We start from the raw sequence: 18,776 nt of genomic DNA, 5'->3' as shown, positions 1-18,776 counted from the left end.
AAATTATGACTGACCTCTTTGCTTCTGCACCCACGGATAACTTACTACCCTATGATGGTAAGGTGAATGATTTAGGCGTGATTATCGACGATGCCACTGCCCTTTATCACACTCTACTAAATGAGCTACCTTGGCAATCAGATATCGTGACGTTATTTGGTAAGACCCATATAACCACTCGGCAAATCGTTTGGATGGGAGACGAAGATGCCAATTATCAATACTCGGGGCATGTGCGGCAAACCGTTCCATGGACAGATAAAGTGTTTCACGTGAAACAGAGAATTGAGCAAGCTTTAGCAGAGATTGGCGTCACTGCCAATTTCAACACCTGCCTGCTTAATTACTATCCTTCTGGCGCTGATGGTATGGGCTATCACGCTGATGACGAAAAAGAACTCGGTCATCAACCAGTCATCGCCTCCTTATCGCTTGGTGCCACACGAAAATTTGTTTTTAAGCATAAAAAAACTCAAGACAAAGTTGAACTTTATCTTGAGTCTGGTCAGCTCGTTGTGATGCATGGTGATACACAAACCTTTTGGAAGCATACGATTACTAAGACAAAGACGGTCGATGCTGGGCGAATCAGTCTAACGTTTCGGCATATGCTTACATCTTGATACTATCGCTGACTTAACGAGTCATCTAATTCTTACGCGAGACGGTCCAAAAAACGCTCACGGTAACACTGATAAGCAGCTTCACAAACATTGGCAGTGTAGCTAGCATTAACACCACCTGCGACCACTGCGCCTACCGCTGGAATAATTTGCGCCGCTTTTGTCTTAACGATGTTAGTGGCTACTTTAGTCGCTGTCTGACGCAGTACACGAGACATAACTTCTTCATTAATCTGATTGAATGCTTGAGTTTCTGGATCTTTAATCATCGCATGAGTGTCATCTAACGCCGCTTTACGCTCTTCAACAGAGGCAGAAGTTGCTACAGCCAACAAAGACATAGCAAATAACTGTTCGCCTTCATCATTGATATCAAAGCCATAGTACGTTGCATATTCTCCAATCGCTCGTAGGTTAGCTGTAATAAGCCCAACGACATCAGCAGGGATACCTGCCCAGCCTACAACCCCCGTAGTCACCCCTTGCGCACTGGTTAGCGCTACATATTTGCTCTTAAAAAGCTTAACTTGTTTATCTATAACAGCAATGGGTAGACTTTTGATGTCAGACAGCGTTTTGATAGAGAAGTCGTTAATATCTGCTGCCTCTTGATAGCTATCAATAACGTCTTGAGTGTCCAGTGTCCAATTGGCTGCATCACTCAAAGCACTAATCGTTTCTTCAGTTGCTTTTTTTAGAGAATCGCCAAATTGTGGAGCCTCCATTAACGCATCACCGGCTGCTACCACAGGGGTATTAAGCACTGAGAGCGTCTTATCCAAAATCCCTTTATCAGGGTTCTTCCATGCTTCTATTTCTGCACGGACTTTGGATTCATAAGCAATGTGGTCATCTGTTTTTTCATTGATAGTCATATTATTCCCTTTCTTAGTATCGTTCGCTTTCTATCCTATGATAAATCAGCGAAGACTACAGGGACGTTCTGTTGTCCAAAATAAAACTTTTGTATGATTTGTTAAATCATCAGTTAAGTTTACTGCGTTTCAACAGACATCCCTTTACTAATAAATCCTATCGAACACTACCTAATACTTGGGCAATCTTGACATTCACTCAGCTGCCGCTAAGACAATCTTGCCAAAAGCATCGCCTTTTTGTAGCTCGTGGTGCGCTGCAACGACTTCTGAGAGTGGATAGGTTTTTTGAATTTTTAAAGTTAGCTTACCATCGGCCACCTCCTGTAAAACACGCGCCATATCTTGACCACTACGCTGCGCTTTATAGCCTGCTACTGCTAAGTCTTTTTGCTGACCGGCTTCTTTGAGCTTATCAACCCAGATAGTTGGTAATACATTCACTCGAGCGCCTGACTTGAGCACGCTAAGCGCGCGGACACCTGCTTCATCACCGACTAAATCAAGTAGCACGTCGGCTTGTAGGTCAGGGAAGTCTTCATCTTTGGTATAATCTATCCAGCCCGCCAGCTTAGATACGTCTATCAATTCATCAAGCTTGGCGTACTTTTCTGGCGAGCAAATTACCGTCACCTTGATGTTATCTTGCGCCACCTTATTCATGAGCAATTGGATTAGTAAATGACCGACACCGCCTGCTGGTGCATTAATTACCACATGCTCGCCTGTTTTTATATCAGCAAAATCTACAAATTGTAGCGCCGTTTGTCCAATACAAGGTAAAGCACCCGCCTGCTCTAAGCTGACATTGTCTGGTACTTTCGCAAGCAACTTGGCATCTACTGCCACGTATTGCGCATAGCCACCACCGCTAAAGGTCAAAGCCGCTACTCTATCGCCAACAGCAAACTCGTCGCTATTACTGCTGACTACTTCGCCTGATACATCGAACCCTAAAATAGCTGGCTGATCATTCTCAAACTTGTCTTTGCGAATGTTTTCCGCACCCCAGCCTTTACCTTGGCGAGTTTTATAATCGACAGGGTTAATCCCAGCATAGGCAATTTTTACCAGTACTTGGTCGTCCTGTAGCTCAGGGACATCAGCACCATCTTGATATTTCATTACTTCAGGCTCACCGAACTCGCGTATGAGTACGGCGTGCTGTGTCTTAGGTATATTGTGGTTAGCTTGTTGATTATTATCAGTAGTAGACGTTGTTGCCATCGTAGAATATCCTTATATTTTGTTTATTAGGCTGTACTTGTTATTCATTTTATTGAAACGTTGTGCTGTTAATATCACTTTCAATCGAGAACATAGTTAATTAATAATATGATCAATAAAGACAATTGTTCATATATCGATAGATTGCCAATATAATACATTTAGACGAATTATTATAGTTAGGTATTAGGGCAACATCAGCTCTGCGCTAATGGGCAGATGATCTGATAGCGATGACCAAGGTTTTCCAGTGTGTACCCAAGCATCCTTCACAAGCAAATTGCGCACATAGATACGATCTAAGCTGAGTACTGGCAGTTTTGCGGGAAAGGTTGGCAACAGCTTGCCATGACAATGTTTGAACGCTTCTATCATACCGAGATCTGACGCCAGTTTGTCACAAGACATCTTTTTCCAATCATTAAAATCGCCTGCTAAGATAAGTGGTTGATCCGGCGCAATCTCATTTCGCACATAGTCACTAATCGCTTGATACTGCTTGATACGATCGCGCTCAAACAAGTTCAAATGTGCACACAATACGACAACTGGCATCTCCCAACCGACAGGTTTTACCTCACAGTGCAAGACACCGCGCTGCTCAAGCTTGTTGACCGTAATATTTACATTGTGTTTGGGGTCTAGCGGGAAGCGACTCAATACTGCATTGCCGTGGTGGCCGTTTTCGTATTCGGAGTTTTTACCGTAACTGTTTTGCAAATCTAAAAATTCGCCAAACCATTCATGCTGTGATTGATCTGGGTACTCGTTATATTGCATATTACGCTTGAGGTTTTGGCCCTGCACTTCTTGTAGGCACAAGACGTCTGAACCCACAGACTCTAGCGCCTGAGCAATACCTTGCATCTTCACTTGGCGATTCAGCGGTGACATGCCTTTATGGATGTTGTAGCTAGTTAAAACAAAAGAGGTGGTAGTCATAGTTTGGTTAGTTGTACGCTCATTATTTATGGAGTAAAGATCAATAGCTCAGCTACGATAGCATCCATAGTGATGGTAATGACAGACATAAAAAGAGCACTGGCTCGTATTGAACCAATGCTCTCATATTACACCTATGTATTATCAATGGCTAATTCATAAATGGCTGATTCATAAATGAATATCGCACATAGGTGGCATCGTCAGATTAGTAGCGAGTTACTAGCGCTATTGGTTGATCTTCACCCATGATATCTTGTGGCATAAATACAGCTTCGCCGCCATTGTGAATGACGTGCTCGATGATTTCACCGATTGCATCATCTGTGATGCCTTCCGTAGTAGCATCATTGGCAGGGCTTAACGTTTGTGCCTTTTCATCAATCTTAGCAGATTGTATATAGCCACGGCGTACATAAAGTGTCTCGCCAGCTCCTTGGAAAGCACTTCGATATACTTCCTGCAAGTCAGTCTGCAACATATTCGCACCGCGAGCTTTATCTATTTCACCCAATGCAGCTTTGTGCAGCGATGTGCGATACTCTTCTACAGCTTCTTGCACACTGTCAACGATATGCTGTGCACTACCATCTTCTAGATTGGTCGCATTCGATACTGTAGCAATGATATTATCTGGACGATCGCAGACTTCTTTATAGTAGCCAATATTTTTTGCATCACCAACTATCACAAGAGGCATTTTATGCTCGCCCCATAACTCTTGGACGCTTTTATCGACTTGGTTAAAGAATTCTTTTAAGTGACTGCTTTCGTTGTTTGATGAACGATCTGAGCCACCGTCGCCTGTTGTGTATAGTCCGTTGTTTTCGACAGGGAACTGAATGTTCTCCATGTTGTTTTGTGCATCGTCATCTTTATCGAACTCTCTCACGACGCGGTCATTAGATGCTTCAATCAAACGCGCATTGTCACGGGTTAAGACCACCGTATAATAATGAACCGCACTTGCCATATCACGGACCAAGTCACGCGTAGCAAATCTATCTGAAATCACAACGCGCTCTGTCGTATCAATTGGCATACGGATGACTTGCACATCATCTGTACTAGCAAATATAGCTAACGTATCGAGGTTATAATTGTGATTGAGCTCACTGATTTTATTTTGAATATTATCTAGAATGGTAGTCGCTGTGCGTTTGTCGTACTCCTTCGTCAAACGATCTTCGGCAACTTTCAATTGATTTTTTAGAGCGATAGGATCTTGCTCATTAGCTGGATGTTCACGATACGTTTTAACAAAGATACTTACTGCAGGGTTAGCTTTAGTTTCACGTAAACTTTTAAGAGTCGCTTTCATATATTGCTCCTTGTTTTATTATCGTTCATTTTTAACTTTATGTATTTCTTCACTCATGTACTTTTATAAGTGTAGAAATTTCTATCCGTGTTTTTCTTGCATCCTGTCGATGCATAATATTTAAATTCCATTACCTTGATGCTAACAGCTATACCCCACTCCCTGTAGGGTTAATTTGCAAGCAAATGATAGCGCTTTGTAAGTAGAGCACTCTATATTGTTAAAGAACTGCCTTAACGAACATAGCTACATATTCAGATAATTATCTTGAGAAGTTGAATTTAAATATCAGAATCTCGATGTTTACCTTCAGATTGCTAGCACTGTCCTAATTACTTGAATCGTATAAAAGTGCTTAGGTTGTATTTTTACCAAACGAACCCATCTTTTATATAATCTATATATAAAATAAGAACACACTGTATATTTCCATAGTAGCTAGATTTATTTCATTCTCATTTTGATTAATAATAATTCATTGATATCGGATACCTATATGACACCTTCTCCTTCAGATTTACGCCTTGTCGATTTTACCGACACTGCGCCACATACGTTACAAAACCAAGTAATTGATGCCATTGATGCTGCCAATGCTTTTTTAGATACCTTAACCGTGGTAGAAAGCGATAGTGCTGAAAAAACAAGTGCTGAAAAAATAAGCGCTGAACAAGCTTTAGCAGATGTGATGAGCTTTGACCATATCAATTTGGCATTAGATCGTAGCTGGGGTATTTTGTCGCATCTCAATAGCGTGATGAGCAACGATGAGATTCGCCATGTTCACCATGAACTGCTACCAAAACTATCTGCTTACGGTACGCGAGTGGGCCAACATCAGCCTTTGTTTAATCGTTATCAAGCTATCGTCAATGACACAGATTTCTTTGCTACGTTAGAGCCTGCTCGTGCACGTGCAATCGAACTGGCATTACGTAGCTTTGAGTTATCAGGCGTTGCATTACCTCAAGCTGAGCAAGAAAAGTTTGCCGCTATCCAAAGTGAGTTATCGACCCTGTCTGCAACCTTTTCGGACAATATCTTGGATGCGACGCAAGCATTTGCCCTGCCTTTAGAAGACTCTCAGTTAAAGGGGTTAACAGAGAGTGGTTTGGCACTATTGGCAGATGCAGGCGAGCAATACAAAGCGCGTGAGCTTGCTAGCGGTGCCCTTAGCCAAGCTGATATAGATGCGCTTCCTACTCCTTACTATGTGGCCAGTTTAAATATTCCTGTATATCTAGCGATCATGACTCATGCGGACGATCGTAGCCTACGTGAGAAGCTGTATCATGCTTACGTCACACGCGCCTCTGAGTTTGATACGCATACCAATGCAAAAGGCAACTCATTAAATAACGCTGACAATATGAGTCAAATCCTCTCATTACGTGAGCAAAAAGCCAAGCTACTTGGTTTTGCAAATTATGCTGAAGTATCGCTATCGACCAAGATGGCAGACAGCGTCTTAGAAGTTGAAACATTCTTACGTGACTTAGCAACGCAAGCGACCTCTGCTGCCAAAGCGGATTTGGCACAGCTACAGAAATACGCTAGTGATTATGGCATTGATGAATTGCAACCGTGGGATAGCGCTTACATCGCTGAAAAGGTAAAACAAAGTGAGTTCAGCTTATCGCAAGAGGAAATTCGTCCATATTTCCCATTACCCAAAGTGATTAATGGCTTGTTTACTATCGTTGAGCGTCTATACGGTATCAAAGTACAAGAGCAAAACCATAAAGATGTAGAAAGTGACTCAGTCTCTCGCTGGCATGACGATGTAAGCTTTTATCAATTATTCGATGCTGATGATCGCTTGCTCGGTGGCTTCTACTTTGACTTGTTTGCACGTAGCGGTAAGCGTGGCGGTGCATGGATGAGTGGTTTCCAATCTCGCTATAGCTATGAAGCACAAAACCATCAGCAGCTTCCCGTTTGCTTTATGGTTGGTAATTTCACGCCGGCACTTGATGGCAAACCTAGTTTATTGACCCATGATGAAGTATTAACCTTATTCCACGAGTTTGGTCATGGCTTACATCATTTATTGACTCAAGTCACGGTCGGCGATGTCGCTGGTGTCAATGGCGTCGAGTGGGATGCGGTCGAGCTTCCTAGTCAGTTTATGGAAAACTGGGCTTGGGACGCTGAAGGTATCGCTCTTATCAGCAGTCACGTTGAGACTGGTGAGCCATTACCTAAAGACAAACTTGATGCACTACTAGCAGTGAAAAACTTTCAAAGCGGCATGCAAACACTGCGTCAGATTGAGTTTGCTCTATTTGATTTACTCATTCACGCTCATACGCCAGCACTAAGTTACGATGGTATTTTAGAGACGCTCAATACTGTCCGTCATGATATCTCCGTTATGCAAACACCTGACTATAACCGCTTTGCTAATGGTTTTAGTCATATATTCGCGGGTGGTTATGCTGCAGGCTATTACTCATATAAATGGGCGGAACTGCTGTCAGCTGATGCGTTTAGCAAGTTTGAAGAAGACGGTATTTTCAACCCAGCGACAGGCAAAGCGTTCCGTGAATCTATCTTATCTGTTGGCGGCAGTTTCCCAGCGAAGACCAACTTTGAAAACTTCCGCGGTCGTAGCGCCAGTATCGATGCCTTGCTACGTCATAATGGTTTCACTGATGCTAAAAATATCGATGCGGCAAATACTCAAACGACGCGCGAGGTCATTTAAATGCGTTATCAGTCATCGAGTCCTAAGCGCCGATTTTTAGCAGGGGTGCGTTGTCCAAAATGTCAGGAAATGGATGCGGTCGTGCAAGTCAATATCGTAACCCCTGCCCCAGATGAGTATATTGAATGCACTCAGTGCGGACACACAGAGCAACGCCCCGATCCTGATGCCATTAGTGCAAAGAACCATTTAGAAGATCAGATGGCTCGTGATGCGATGGCAACTGGCACTAGCGGCACTGTAAAATTTAAGCCTTAGTTATTTAGTTTTCACAACTAAAAACAGATTAAATACTTTATTATTTAATGGTCTATTAAGCCTATCTATCAATAGATAGGCTTTTTATTTTGAGTTTGCTATAGTATGGCTTCTTATATTCTTGACATGAATCGATCATAATATGAAACCAGACAACATCCGGCCTTCATCAACCCGCGCTTCCAAGAAAAAACAGACTAAAACACGTCAGAAAATTTTGGCAGTACTTATCTCAGTATTGCTACTTATCGTCATTGTCTACCTTATCGTAGGAAGGTCTGGCACTCAGTCCACACTCCCTACAGATAACGCCACTTCAGCACCAGTAACTGACCAATCACAGACAGAATCAGTCACAGACAGCACTTCAGAAGTATCAGATGATTCTGTGATTGACGACGGTGTGCTCATGGATGAAAACTCTGGAGCAGCCAATAATGACAGTACTGCGATACCAAATCCTACTGCTATATTAGATGCGCCGCTACCAGAAAATGATAGCTTGGCGAAAGAAGAGATTGATCGTTTAGAAGATGAACGTCAGCGACTGGCCGAACAAGAAAAGTTAGCCGCTGAACAAGTGGCTATGAATAAGCAGTTGACTGATATGAAGGCAGAACAAATTGCGCTACTCGAACAACAAATTGCTCAGTTAGAAGCAAACGACTCTAATAAAGCGACGGTTCAATAACCGTATACTTGATTTGGTTATAGAGAGGCTTACGATGGCGATTTTGCAATTCACACATGCCTCTATTTTAAATAGCAATGCACAGTTGCTTGTTTTACCTGTCAACAATACTGGTATCGTTTTAGATCCTGTACTCACACGAGCGAAAACTCTATTTCCTGATAATTATAGTCGCTATCATCGCGCGTGCCGCGATGGTAGTCTGAATGTTGGTAGCTGCTTACTTAATAAGCGTACACGTGAGCTGGTCGGACTTGGTATCAGTAGTAACGGTAACCAGCCAAACTATATTGCCAACCTTGTGATATCAAACCATCCTTATCATCCAGCGCGCACACGTTGGCTGACTGCTGCCTTGATTGATTTGCAACAGCAAATAATGCCGCTTATACGTTACCAAGGCATACGCAGAGTTGCATTGCTTGCGCGGCCACTTATCTCAGGCAGACCACGTGATATCGTATCCAATGAAAGCAATACAGCAGATACTCTGCCTTTAGACTGGCATGCTGTTACTTTGCCATTATTAACTGAGTATTTACAAGACCTACCAAAACTTCGTATCGATATACACCTGCCTAAAAGCATTGAGTTATAAATGGCCTTTTAGCTAGCCAGTCATCGTCTTTTTGAGCACATAAAAAAACCGCCTTGAATACTCATAACGAGCATTTCAAGGCGGTTTTTTCTTATTTAAACCACATCAGATATTGAGTATTAGTTCTGCTCAACACCTTTCATAGTTAGTTTGATACGACCACGGTTGTCAACGTCTTGTACAAGTACTTTAACGACCTGACCTTCTTTTAGGTAGTCTGACACATTCTCTACGCGCTCTTCTGCGATTTGTGAAATATGTACTAGACCATCAGTGTTTGGCAAGACATTTACAAATGCACCGAAGTCGACGATACGAGCAACGGTACCTTCATAAGTTTTACCAACTTCAACTTCAGCAGTGAGTGCTTCGATTTTACCGATAGCTGCCTTGGTCGCTGCTTTGTTTTCACCAAAGATACGGATAGTACCTGCGTCATCAATATCGATAACCGCGCCAGTTTCTTCCGTTAGCTGACGGATAGTTGCGCCGCCTTTACCGATAACGTCACGAATCTTGTCCGGGTTGATTTCGATAACCGCGTAGTTTGGTGCATGAGCATTGATTTCAGTACGGCTCTCAGGCAATACTTGGTTCATTGCTTCTAGGATATGGATACGACCTGCATGGGCTTGTTTAAGCGCTTGCTCCATGATATCAGGGGTAATACCTTCGATTTTGATATCCATCTGAAGTGCAGTGATACCGTTTTTAGAACCAGCTACTTTAAAGTCCATATCACCTAGGTGATCTTCATCACCCAAGATATCTGACAATACAGCGAAACGATCGCCTTCTTTAACCAGACCCATTGCGATACCAGCAACTGGTGCTTTTAATGGTACGCCTGCGTCCATCAATGCCAAGCTTGCGCCACAAACAGAAGCCATAGAAGATGAACCGTTAGATTCAGTGATTTCTGATACCACACGAATCACATACGGGAAACGCTCACTATCTGGCAACATTGCTTGTACACCGCGGCGTGCTAGACGACCATGACCGATTTCACGACGTTTTGGAATACCTTCACGGCCCGTTTCACCAACTGAGAAATGCGGGAAGTTATAATGCAGCATGAAATGGTCACGAATCGTGCCACCTAGTGAGTCAATCATGTTGACGTCACGGCTGTTACCAAGTGTGGTAGTAACCAATGCCTGCGTCTCGCCACGTGTGAACAATGCTGAACCATGCGTATATGGCAATACACCAACTTGTACGTCAAGCGCACGAACTGTCTCAGGGTCACGACCATCGATACGCGGCTTACCTGACAAGATGTTGTCACGAACGGTACGATATTTAAGGTCGTTATAGATTTCTTTAAGCTCAGATACGGTATCAGCATAAGTTTCTGACTCAGCATCACCAGCAAGTGCATCAATAATTGACTGCTTAATTTCATCAAGCTTGGTGTAACGTGCTTGCTTATCAGTAATGGTATAAGCGTCAGCAACTTGTTCGCCGAACTGCTCTTTCATGCTGCTAATAAGGGTTTGGTCACGCTCAGGAGCAGAGTATTGCTGCTTAGCAGTACCGATTTCTTCAGCCATTGAAGCAATGTTATCAATAACGATTTGTTGTTGCTGATGGCCGTACAATACTGCACCTAGCATCTGGTCTTCTGACAGCTCTGCCGCTTCAGATTCAACCATTAATACCGCAGACTTAGTACCAGCCACAACCAAATCCAGATCACTGGTTTCAAGCTGCTCAGACGTTGGGTTTAGAACGTATTCGCCGTTAATGAAACCAACACGAGCGGCAGCAACAGGACCATTAAATGGCGCATCAGAGATAGCCAATGCTGCTGAGGCACCGATTAGTGCAGCGATATCTGCAGACTGAGTTTTATCTGATGATACAACTGTTGCGGTGATTTGGATTTCGTTTACGTAGCCTTCTGGGAATAGCGGACGAATCGGACGGTCAATCAAGCGTGAAGTTAAGGTTTCAAATTCGCTCGCACGGCCTTCGCGTTTACCGTAAGCACCTGGAATTTTACCTGCTGCATACATTTTTTCTTGATAATTAACCGTTAGCGGAAAGAAGTTTTGACCTTCTTTAGCTTCTGATTTCACGACTGCTGCAACTAATACGGTTACGCCGCCCATGTGTACTAAAATAGAGTTTGCTTGACGGGCAATACGACCTGTCTCGATAACAACCTGCTGGTTGCCATACTGAAATTCACGCTTAATGGTGTTGAACATTGTCATATAATCTTCCTAATGTTGACTGACAAAACTGATATCAGCGTCAAAAAAATCTGATATCTGTCATTAAAATTCTGTGTATATGGCTATCCGTTGATATGTTTTCTATTAGAAATCATCGCAACCAATGCCAATAACGTTACTTGGTTATCTCATATATTTGTCTGAGTTAGACATCGTACTATTATGTATATTCGGTCGTGCAATTTTGCCTTTACTATAAATACTATCAAAAAGACATTAAGTCAAAAGACTTCGATGCTAAAAACCCTACAGGCTATTTTCTGAACTTTCAAATATCAGCTATCTGCGCTGATTACCAAGCCAAATCATAAATATCTTAACAATAATCGCCATATCTGTAGCAGATGCGCTATCAAACTAACAAGGCATTATTTTACAGTGATTTATAGCCATTGACCAATTAATTGCACAGTAGCGCAATTATCATCAGAAAATACCGCATTTGAGGCTTGGTTAGTACAGTTTATACCAATATTCCTCTTAGCTATTCTAGAGAAGGGGTTCTACCTCTTACTACTTGAGCACAGTATCTAAAACGAATAAGCATAAAAAAACGGCGTGAAACTATTCCACACCGTTTTTAGAAAAATCTATTTTATCGATAACAACAAACAAGTTCCAAGCGATTTAGCAAAAAATTCAGCATTCACTCGTACTATTGTCGTTAGATTAACGACGTAGACCTAACTGGCTGATTAGAGTAGTGTAACGACCAAGGTCTTTACCTTTTAAGTAATCAAGCAGTTTACGACGCGTGTTAACCATACGGATAAGACCGCGACGGCTATGATGGTCAGCTTTGTGTGCTTTAAAGTGGTTCTGCAAATCATTGATACGAGCACTCAACAAAGCTACTTGAACTTCTGGAGAACCAGTGTCATTTTCGCCACGTTGGTATTGAGCGATGATTTGTTCACGATCGGTATTAGTTAGCATAAATATCTCCGGCAATGCTAAAAACTTTAAAAAGCGGACTGCAATTTGAGTCAGTATTAAAGCAATAGAATAATAAATAAAATAACCTGTACGCCATTCAGGACAACCCTGCATTACTAGAGTTGACCTAGTGTACGACAAGCTCAGTTAACAACCATTTAGCATGTTTTGAATCGTACATTGTAGTTAACTATAGCACTACTTAATCAAAGTAATGGGCTAACTACAGTACATCATTCAAAACCTAATTTAAATGTGGGGGTAATTATAACAAAAAACTGCTGAACTAGCAGCAGTTTTTCATAATACTTGTAAAGCGACATTTAATTTCTAGTAGCTAGTATTCTATAGATAACTATCTATTAAGTGCCTACCTAGGCTACTTACTAACGTCAGACTCTGTCGCATTGCCGCCTAGTTCATCATCTTCAAGAGGCGCGGCAGTAGTTACTTCCGCTAAGCTGTCTGGGGCAGTATGCTCGCTTGGATTAATTTCTTCTGCAAGCTTTTCAATCTCTTTTTCCTGCTCGTCCATATTGTTCGGTGAATTACTCATATTAGCTCCTGAATTATTATTTTGTGGACTAACTGTCGTTGCACTCATCGATCATAAGACGTGCAAACTATAAACATATCAATGCCACCTATTACAGGTGGCATATTAAAAACTTACTTATCTTCTTTCGCGTTTTCTAAGTTAGCTGCGATACGTTCTGCTGCTGCTTCGCTGTTTTCACTATGATTATCTTCAGTTTGACTTTTAAGTGCTGCTTCTGCTGAATCAGAACGTTGTTGCTCAAGCTTAGTATCGTTTGGGTTAGAGTTTGACATAGTATCTTCCTTAGTTATGGTTATAAATGTTAGTTGTACAGAATTTAGATTTAATAGTACTTAGTTAATTAAACTTGTCTGGTTAGAAGTCAAAATTCTAAGATAATGCTTTATCTATGGCATCAACAAAATTGGGTATATCGTCTGGGTTACGCGAAGTAATAAGATTACCATCTACCTGCACTGTCTTATCTACGTAGTTTGCTCCAGCGTTTTCTAAATCTAGTTGCAAAGTAGGATAAGCGGTAAGGGTTTTGCCTTTAGCAATATTTGTATTGATGAGAACCCAAGGAGCATGACAAATAACAGCTAGTGGCTTTCCTGCTTCATTTATAGCATTGATAATTTGATGAGCCTTTTCGTTACCACGAATAGTATCAGCGTTGACAGTACCACCTGGTAACACCAATGCATCATACTCAGAAACGTCAGCATCTTCTGCAAAGATATCAGCAGTAAAAGTATCACTCTTATTTACGTCTTGCTGCATGGCTTGCACTTCTTTTTTATCATTTGTTGTTATGAGAAGTGTTTTGTAGCCTTTGTCTTTTAGCTGATTATTAACGTCTTCGTACTCTGCTTGTTCGAAGTGGTTATGCAGTAAAAAAGCGATCGTTTTCATAACTTTCCTTCTTCTTATCTATTAGTTTTTGTGAGCCAGTATATTTTTATAAGCTAATTTTATTATTATTCAGTAGTACATTTTCCTTTGAACTATTTTATTTTTATTCAAATGCGTCCTTTCTGCATTAATTTTTTCTTTTAATTGTCTATTTTTTAATTATTAGCTTTATAGCAATTTTTTATTCTTATAATATTTATCCATTTTATTTTTTAGCTCAGCATTTCCTATCTGATGAATCTAGAGTACAAAAAAAACAGGTTTCACCATAGGCGAAACCTGCAATAAAATGTGACGGTATGTGATTAGTGTAAACTATTAGTAAATCAGGCCAACGTTAGGTGGTAGTTTCTCTATTTAAGTAACATTGGTGAAAACGTGACTATTAGCGCTGAATCAATTTCTTAGGTTGTAGACGTCCATTTAAGCTCACAGACCCCAAACCGAGAAATTCTCCCTGCTCATTGAGTAAACGTATATCAATAGGTATTTCATGCTCTAGGAGCTGAGGCGCATCAAGACCAATATTAGCTTTACTGTGAGTACTAGCATCATCATTAATATCGACAGAGCTATTCTTAGACAGCTGGTCAGAAACCATTCTAGCAACATAATCCTTGAGCTTACCTGTTAGCTCATCAAATACGTTTAAGCGTTGCCCCATATGTACGCGGGCGCATTGTTCCTCTGTCAGCGTCAGCTCAGCATCGATATCAATACAAGCATCGGTAGGCAGCAGCCAAGACTGACGCCCCTCTAAACTATGCTCTTCTAATAATGATACAGCGATCGCATCATCAATGCTGAAGCTCCCTACTTGTGTACGACGCAATGCCGTCAAATGTCCTAGCGTACCTAGCTGCTTTGCAATATCTTCCGCTAATACACGTACGTAAGTACCTTTCGTACAAGTAACCGTTAGATTAATCTGGGTATCATCTATCATCTGTAGATTAATTGCTTTAATCGTGATATCTCTGGGCGGTCTATCAACCTCAATACCCGCGCGAGCATATTCATACAGTTTTTTGCCATCTTTTTTTAGCGCTGAATACATCGGTGGTATCTGCTGCTGAGCGCCCAAAAACTGCTGGGCAATAGTCGCTAATGAGGCTTCATCAAATTTTGGGATAGAAGCCTGCGTTACGATTTGGCCATCAGCATCACCAGTATCGGTTTGACTACCTAGCAAGATAGTCGCTTGGTAAGATTTATCAGCATCCAGTTGATAATGGCTAAACTTGGTAGCTTCACCCAAGCAAATAGGCAGCAGGCCAGTTGCCATCGGATCAAGCGTCCCTGTATGCCCTGCCTTTTTACTATCGTGTATCGGTGATTTAAATAAATACTTCACTTTTGACACAACTTGCTGCGAGGTCATACCTTTGGGTTTATCCACCAATATAACACCTGAAACTTTTACTTTTTCAGATACTTTATTAGCTTTTTTATCAACTTGCTTAGACGCTATAGACATAATAATAATTTACTCGTCATTCTCGTTTTTCTCAGTTTTAGTCACGGCCTTACTAATCAAGTCCATCATGTAGTTACCACGAGCCGTTACTTCATCGTAATGAAAACGTAAGCGCGGCGTAGTACGTGTCTTTAAGCTATGGCTTAATTCTGTACGCAAAAACCCTGCCGCTTTATTCAATACCTTGATACTTTCTTCATGGTTGGTCTTATTCATAGCATCATTGAGCTCAGGCTCCATGATAGTGACATAGACGTCCGCATAGCCTAAATCTGGGCTAACTTTGACACTAGAGATCGTGACAAAACCTGTTAGACGAGGGTCATTAACTTCATCGCGAATAAGAACAGCAAGCTCACGCTGAATCTGATCCGATAATCTTTGTAAACGTTGGTTCATGTTGTTACCTTACTTTAATGGGCTTATTTTATTACTGTATAATTCTGCTGATTAATAGATGTTGCACTGATATGTGCTAAAAAAGGCCTAGCAGGATGTACCTGTTAGGCCTAAGTACAGCTGAATATTAGCAAAGTATCTAAACAGCTCAGCGGATTACGCATATTGCATTAATACATACTCTGCTATCGAACAGCAGCTTTAGATAGTACGTGCGAACTCTTGGATTTCAAAGACTTCGATCTTATCGCCAGCTTCAACATCATAACCACGAACGGCTAGACCACATTCCATACCAGTACGTACTTCATTGACGTCTTCTTTATAACGACGCAATGATTGCAATTGACCAGTAAAGATAACTTGGTCATCACGCAATACGCGGATAGGTTTGTTGCGATAGATTGTACCTTCGACCACCATACAACCAGCAGCAGCACCGAACTTACTAGAACGGAATACTTCACGAACGTCTGCAACACCAAGGATTTTCTCACGATGTTCAGGAGCAAGCATACCGCTCATTGCTGATTTCACATCATCGATCAAACCATAGATTACGCTATAGTAGCGAATATCCATGTTAGCAGTGTCTGCTTTGCGACGTGCGGTAGCATCTGCACGAACGTTAAAGCCTAACAGTACCGCTTCACTCGATTCTGCAAGGGTTACGTCAGACTCAGAGATAGGACCAACGCCTGAACTGATCACTCTGACTTTTACTTCGTCAGTAGACAATTCGTTTAGGGCAGCTAGTAGTGCTTCAAGTGAACCACGTACGTCTGTTTTTAGTACGATATTCAAGAATGACACATCGCCTTGGCCCATCTGATCAAACATGCTTTCTAAACGCATGGCATTCTGACGCTCAAGTTGACGCTCACGCTCACGGTTGGTTCTAAAGTCCGCAACTTCACGAGCTTTTTTCTCGTCCGTCACAACTAGGAACTCGCTACCAGCAGCAGGTGTCTCAGGCAGACCTAAAATCTCTACAGGAATAGAAGGACCAGCTGATTTGATACGTTGGCCATGCTCGTCTGTTAATGCACGAACTTTACCATAGTGCTCACCAGCTAGAACCAAGTCGCCTTGTTTCAATGTACCTTTTTTCACTAGGACACTAACGACAGGACCACGACCTTTTTCAAGTCTTGACTCAATAACCACACCCTGAGCAGCACCGTCTAGTGGCGCTTCTAGTTCCATTAGCTCAGCTTGTAAGCTAATGAATTCTAGTAAGTCTTCGATACCTTCGCCTGTTTTGGCTGAGATACGAGCCATTGGTGTATCGCCGCCCCATTCTTCTGAAACAACTTCTTTCGTCGTTAATTCATTAAGAACACGGTCAGGATCAGCACCTGGCTTATCCATTTTGTTGATAGCAACAATGATTGGCGTACCAGCTGCACGTGCATGATCAATGGCTTCTGCTGTTTGTGGCATCATGCCATCGTCAGCCGCAACCACCAATACAACGATATCAGTCGCTTGAGCACCACGTGAACGCATTGCGCTAAACGCTGCGTGACCTGGAGTATCAAGGAAAGTAATAACACCGCGATCAGTTTTTACATGATAAGCACCGATATGCTGTGTAATGCCGCCCGCTTCGCCATTCGCAACTTTCGTTTCACGAATCTTATCTAGTAGTGATGTCTTACCATGATCGACGTGACCCATGATAGTTACTACTGGTGGACGAGTTTGGATGTTACTGCTACGCTCATCGACTGCATACTGTAAGTCATCTTCGACTTTAGTATCACTAACTGGTACTGGGTTGTGACCCATTTCTTCAACAAGCAAACTTGCGGTTGCTTGATCAATCGTATCTGACTCACGAGCCATTTCACCCATTTTCATAAGTAATTTGGTGACTTCACGAGCTTTAACCGCCATACGCTGTGCAAGATCGGCAACTGAAATTTGCTCACTAATCTCGACATCATAGACGATTTTTTCAACAGGTTTTTCGAACTTATGCTGTGATGCCTGAGTTGAACGCAAACCGTTTTTGCGGTTTTTGATTTCGCGTTCATCTTGGTTCTTACGACGACGACCACGAGTACCAGTACTGTTCGAACCGCGTTTGATTTCGCGACGCTCTTTTTCGAAAGACTCTTCTAGTGCATCACCTACCAGACCTTCAGCCAATGGCTCATCTTTACGTACTTCAGTAACAGGCTCACGATCTGTATATTTACCAGCCATTTTGCGCATTTGCTCAAGTGTACGCTTTTGCGCTTCTTCAGCTTGTGTGCGGCGGGTTTCTAGTTCGATTTCACGCAGACGCGCTTCTTCTTTCTCACGAGTCTCGCGAGCTTTACGTTCAGCAGCGGTTTCAACTTTAGGCTTAGTTGCAGCAACTTTCTTTTTCGGCTGCTCTTTAGGCTTAACTTCAGCCGTCGCTTTACCGCCTTTTTTGACGACAACTGATGTAGAAATATCATCATTCTTGTCGTCTGATTTTTTGCTAGAGCCTAAGCTTGCACGCATTGCTGCTAGCGTTGCTGCTTGACGCTCTTCCGCTTTTTTCTTAGTAGCGGCGCGTTCTTCAGCTTCTTTGGCTGCACGTTCTTGAGACTCAATTAGAGCCTGCTCACGAGCGGCTAGCTCTTCAGCCATTTTTTCCGGATCAGGCTTTTCGAATACTTTCTTTTTACGCACTTCTACGTTGACGCTCTTAGATTTACCAGAAGAGCCTGTCACACGTGCAGTACTGGTCGTCTTAGATTTAAGACTAATACGACGCTTTTCTTGTTGACCATGACTTTGCTTTAAATACGTCACCAGCTTTTCTTGCTCAAGCTCGGTGACTAGGTCATCCTCTGCGCGAGCAGGCAGGCCAGCATCTACTAATTGCTGCTTTACAGCATCTGTAGTTTTGCCTACCATTTCTGCCAGTTCTTTGACGGTCTTATCTGCCATTTATTATCACCTACTGTCTATTATTTGCTATATGTTCAATTCAGTTGTTGGCTACAAATGATTGGGTTAAGGCTGATACTTATAAATAATATCAGCGC

At 42.1% G+C, this 18,776-nt stretch carries 17 protein-coding genes; 5 read left to right on the top strand and 12 right to left on the bottom strand.

The window, feature by feature from the left end; genetic code table 11:
- Positions 1-5: 5 nt before the first annotated feature.
- On the top strand, positions 6-623 hold the full coding sequence (locus tag CXF62_RS01740) for an alpha-ketoglutarate-dependent dioxygenase AlkB family protein (RefSeq protein WP_102092666.1): 618 nt from the start codon (positions 6-8) through the stop codon (positions 621-623).
- A 32-nt stretch (positions 624-655) separates the two neighbouring features.
- Here the strand turns inward: CXF62_RS01740 and CXF62_RS01735 are convergent, their stop codons facing one another.
- The 4 genes from CXF62_RS01735 to CXF62_RS01720 all read right to left on the bottom strand — a co-directional run bounded on the left by CXF62_RS01735 (position 656) and on the right by CXF62_RS01720 (position 4,988).
- Entirely contained in the window at positions 656-1,498 is an 843-nt protein-coding gene (locus tag CXF62_RS01735; protein ID WP_102092665.1) for an EcsC family protein, read from the bottom strand.
- 195 nt (positions 1,499-1,693) lie between these two features.
- Entirely contained in the window at positions 1,694-2,725 is a 1,032-nt protein-coding gene (locus CXF62_RS01730) for an NADP-dependent oxidoreductase (RefSeq protein WP_101204652.1), read from the bottom strand.
- A gap of 186 nt (positions 2,726-2,911) precedes the next feature.
- The gene (locus tag CXF62_RS01725) at positions 2,912-3,667 is read right to left on the bottom strand and encodes an endonuclease/exonuclease/phosphatase family protein (protein ID WP_102092664.1); all 756 of its coding nucleotides are present in this window, start codon (positions 3,665-3,667) and stop codon (positions 2,912-2,914) included.
- A 208-nt stretch (positions 3,668-3,875) separates the two neighbouring features.
- Positions 3,876-4,988 (bottom strand): AOC03_06830 family ribosome hibernation factor, encoded by a 1,113-nt coding sequence (locus CXF62_RS01720; protein WP_102092663.1) that lies wholly within the window; start codon positions 4,986-4,988, stop codon positions 3,876-3,878.
- A 496-nt stretch (positions 4,989-5,484) separates the two neighbouring features.
- Here CXF62_RS01720 and CXF62_RS01715 point away from each other — a divergent pair, with 496 nt between their 5' ends.
- The 4 genes from CXF62_RS01715 (at position 5,485) to CXF62_RS01700 (ending at position 9,242) form a co-directional block, all read left to right on the top strand.
- The gene (locus CXF62_RS01715; RefSeq protein ID WP_102092662.1) at positions 5,485-7,695 is read left to right on the top strand and encodes a M3 family metallopeptidase; all 2,211 of its coding nucleotides are present in this window, start codon (positions 5,485-5,487) and stop codon (positions 7,693-7,695) included.
- On the top strand, positions 7,696-7,953 hold the full coding sequence (locus tag CXF62_RS01710; protein ID WP_102092661.1) for a YheV family putative zinc ribbon protein: 258 nt from the start codon (positions 7,696-7,698) through the stop codon (positions 7,951-7,953).
- A gap of 142 nt (positions 7,954-8,095) precedes the next feature.
- On the top strand, positions 8,096-8,644 hold the full coding sequence (locus CXF62_RS01705) for a hypothetical protein (RefSeq protein WP_102092660.1): 549 nt from the start codon (positions 8,096-8,098) through the stop codon (positions 8,642-8,644).
- Positions 8,645-8,678: 34 nt separating this feature from the next.
- Positions 8,679-9,242 carry a hypothetical protein gene (locus CXF62_RS01700; protein ID WP_102092659.1) on the top strand — a complete coding sequence of 188 codons (564 nt, stop codon included), beginning with the start codon at positions 8,679-8,681 and terminating at the stop codon, positions 9,240-9,242.
- Positions 9,243-9,361: 119 nt separating this feature from the next.
- On the opposite strand, the gene pnp is transcribed toward CXF62_RS01700, so the two are convergent.
- From pnp to infB, 8 genes are all read right to left on the bottom strand, one after another.
- Positions 9,362-11,464 carry a polyribonucleotide nucleotidyltransferase gene (gene pnp / locus CXF62_RS01695; RefSeq protein ID WP_102092658.1) on the bottom strand — a complete coding sequence of 701 codons (2,103 nt, stop codon included), beginning with the start codon at positions 11,462-11,464 and terminating at the stop codon, positions 9,362-9,364.
- Positions 11,465-12,154: 690 nt separating this feature from the next.
- The gene (rpsO, locus tag CXF62_RS01690; protein WP_045443035.1) at positions 12,155-12,421 is read right to left on the bottom strand and encodes a 30S ribosomal protein S15; all 267 of its coding nucleotides are present in this window, start codon (positions 12,419-12,421) and stop codon (positions 12,155-12,157) included.
- Positions 12,422-12,800: 379 nt separating this feature from the next.
- On the bottom strand, positions 12,801-12,977 hold the full coding sequence (locus CXF62_RS14665; protein ID WP_185156578.1) for a hypothetical protein: 177 nt from the start codon (positions 12,975-12,977) through the stop codon (positions 12,801-12,803).
- Positions 12,978-13,090: 113 nt separating this feature from the next.
- Positions 13,091-13,252 (bottom strand): hypothetical protein, encoded by a 162-nt coding sequence (locus CXF62_RS14660; protein WP_185156577.1) that lies wholly within the window; start codon positions 13,250-13,252, stop codon positions 13,091-13,093.
- A gap of 97 nt (positions 13,253-13,349) precedes the next feature.
- Positions 13,350-13,874, bottom strand: coding sequence for a type 1 glutamine amidotransferase domain-containing protein (locus tag CXF62_RS01685; protein ID WP_102092657.1), 525 nt, complete (start codon positions 13,872-13,874; stop codon positions 13,350-13,352).
- A gap of 385 nt (positions 13,875-14,259) precedes the next feature.
- Positions 14,260-15,351, bottom strand: a complete 1,092-nt coding sequence (gene truB, locus CXF62_RS01680; protein ID WP_102092656.1) for a tRNA pseudouridine(55) synthase TruB — start codon at positions 15,349-15,351, stop codon at positions 14,260-14,262.
- A 9-nt stretch (positions 15,352-15,360) separates the two neighbouring features.
- Complete coding sequence (locus CXF62_RS01675) at positions 15,361-15,750, bottom strand: ribosome-binding factor A (protein ID WP_101204661.1); 390 nt, start codon at positions 15,748-15,750, stop codon at positions 15,361-15,363.
- A gap of 201 nt (positions 15,751-15,951) precedes the next feature.
- Positions 15,952-18,678 carry a translation initiation factor IF-2 gene (gene infB, locus CXF62_RS01670; RefSeq protein WP_057757754.1) on the bottom strand — a complete coding sequence of 909 codons (2,727 nt, stop codon included), beginning with the start codon at positions 18,676-18,678 and terminating at the stop codon, positions 15,952-15,954.
- Positions 18,679-18,776: the final 98 nt, after the last annotated feature.

The sequence above is a fragment of the Psychrobacter sp. MES7-P7E genome, assembly GCF_002863645.1.
In the GTDB taxonomy this organism is placed as follows: domain Bacteria; phylum Pseudomonadota; class Gammaproteobacteria; order Pseudomonadales; family Moraxellaceae; genus Psychrobacter.
This window is presented reverse-complemented; position numbering and strand designations above follow the sequence as displayed.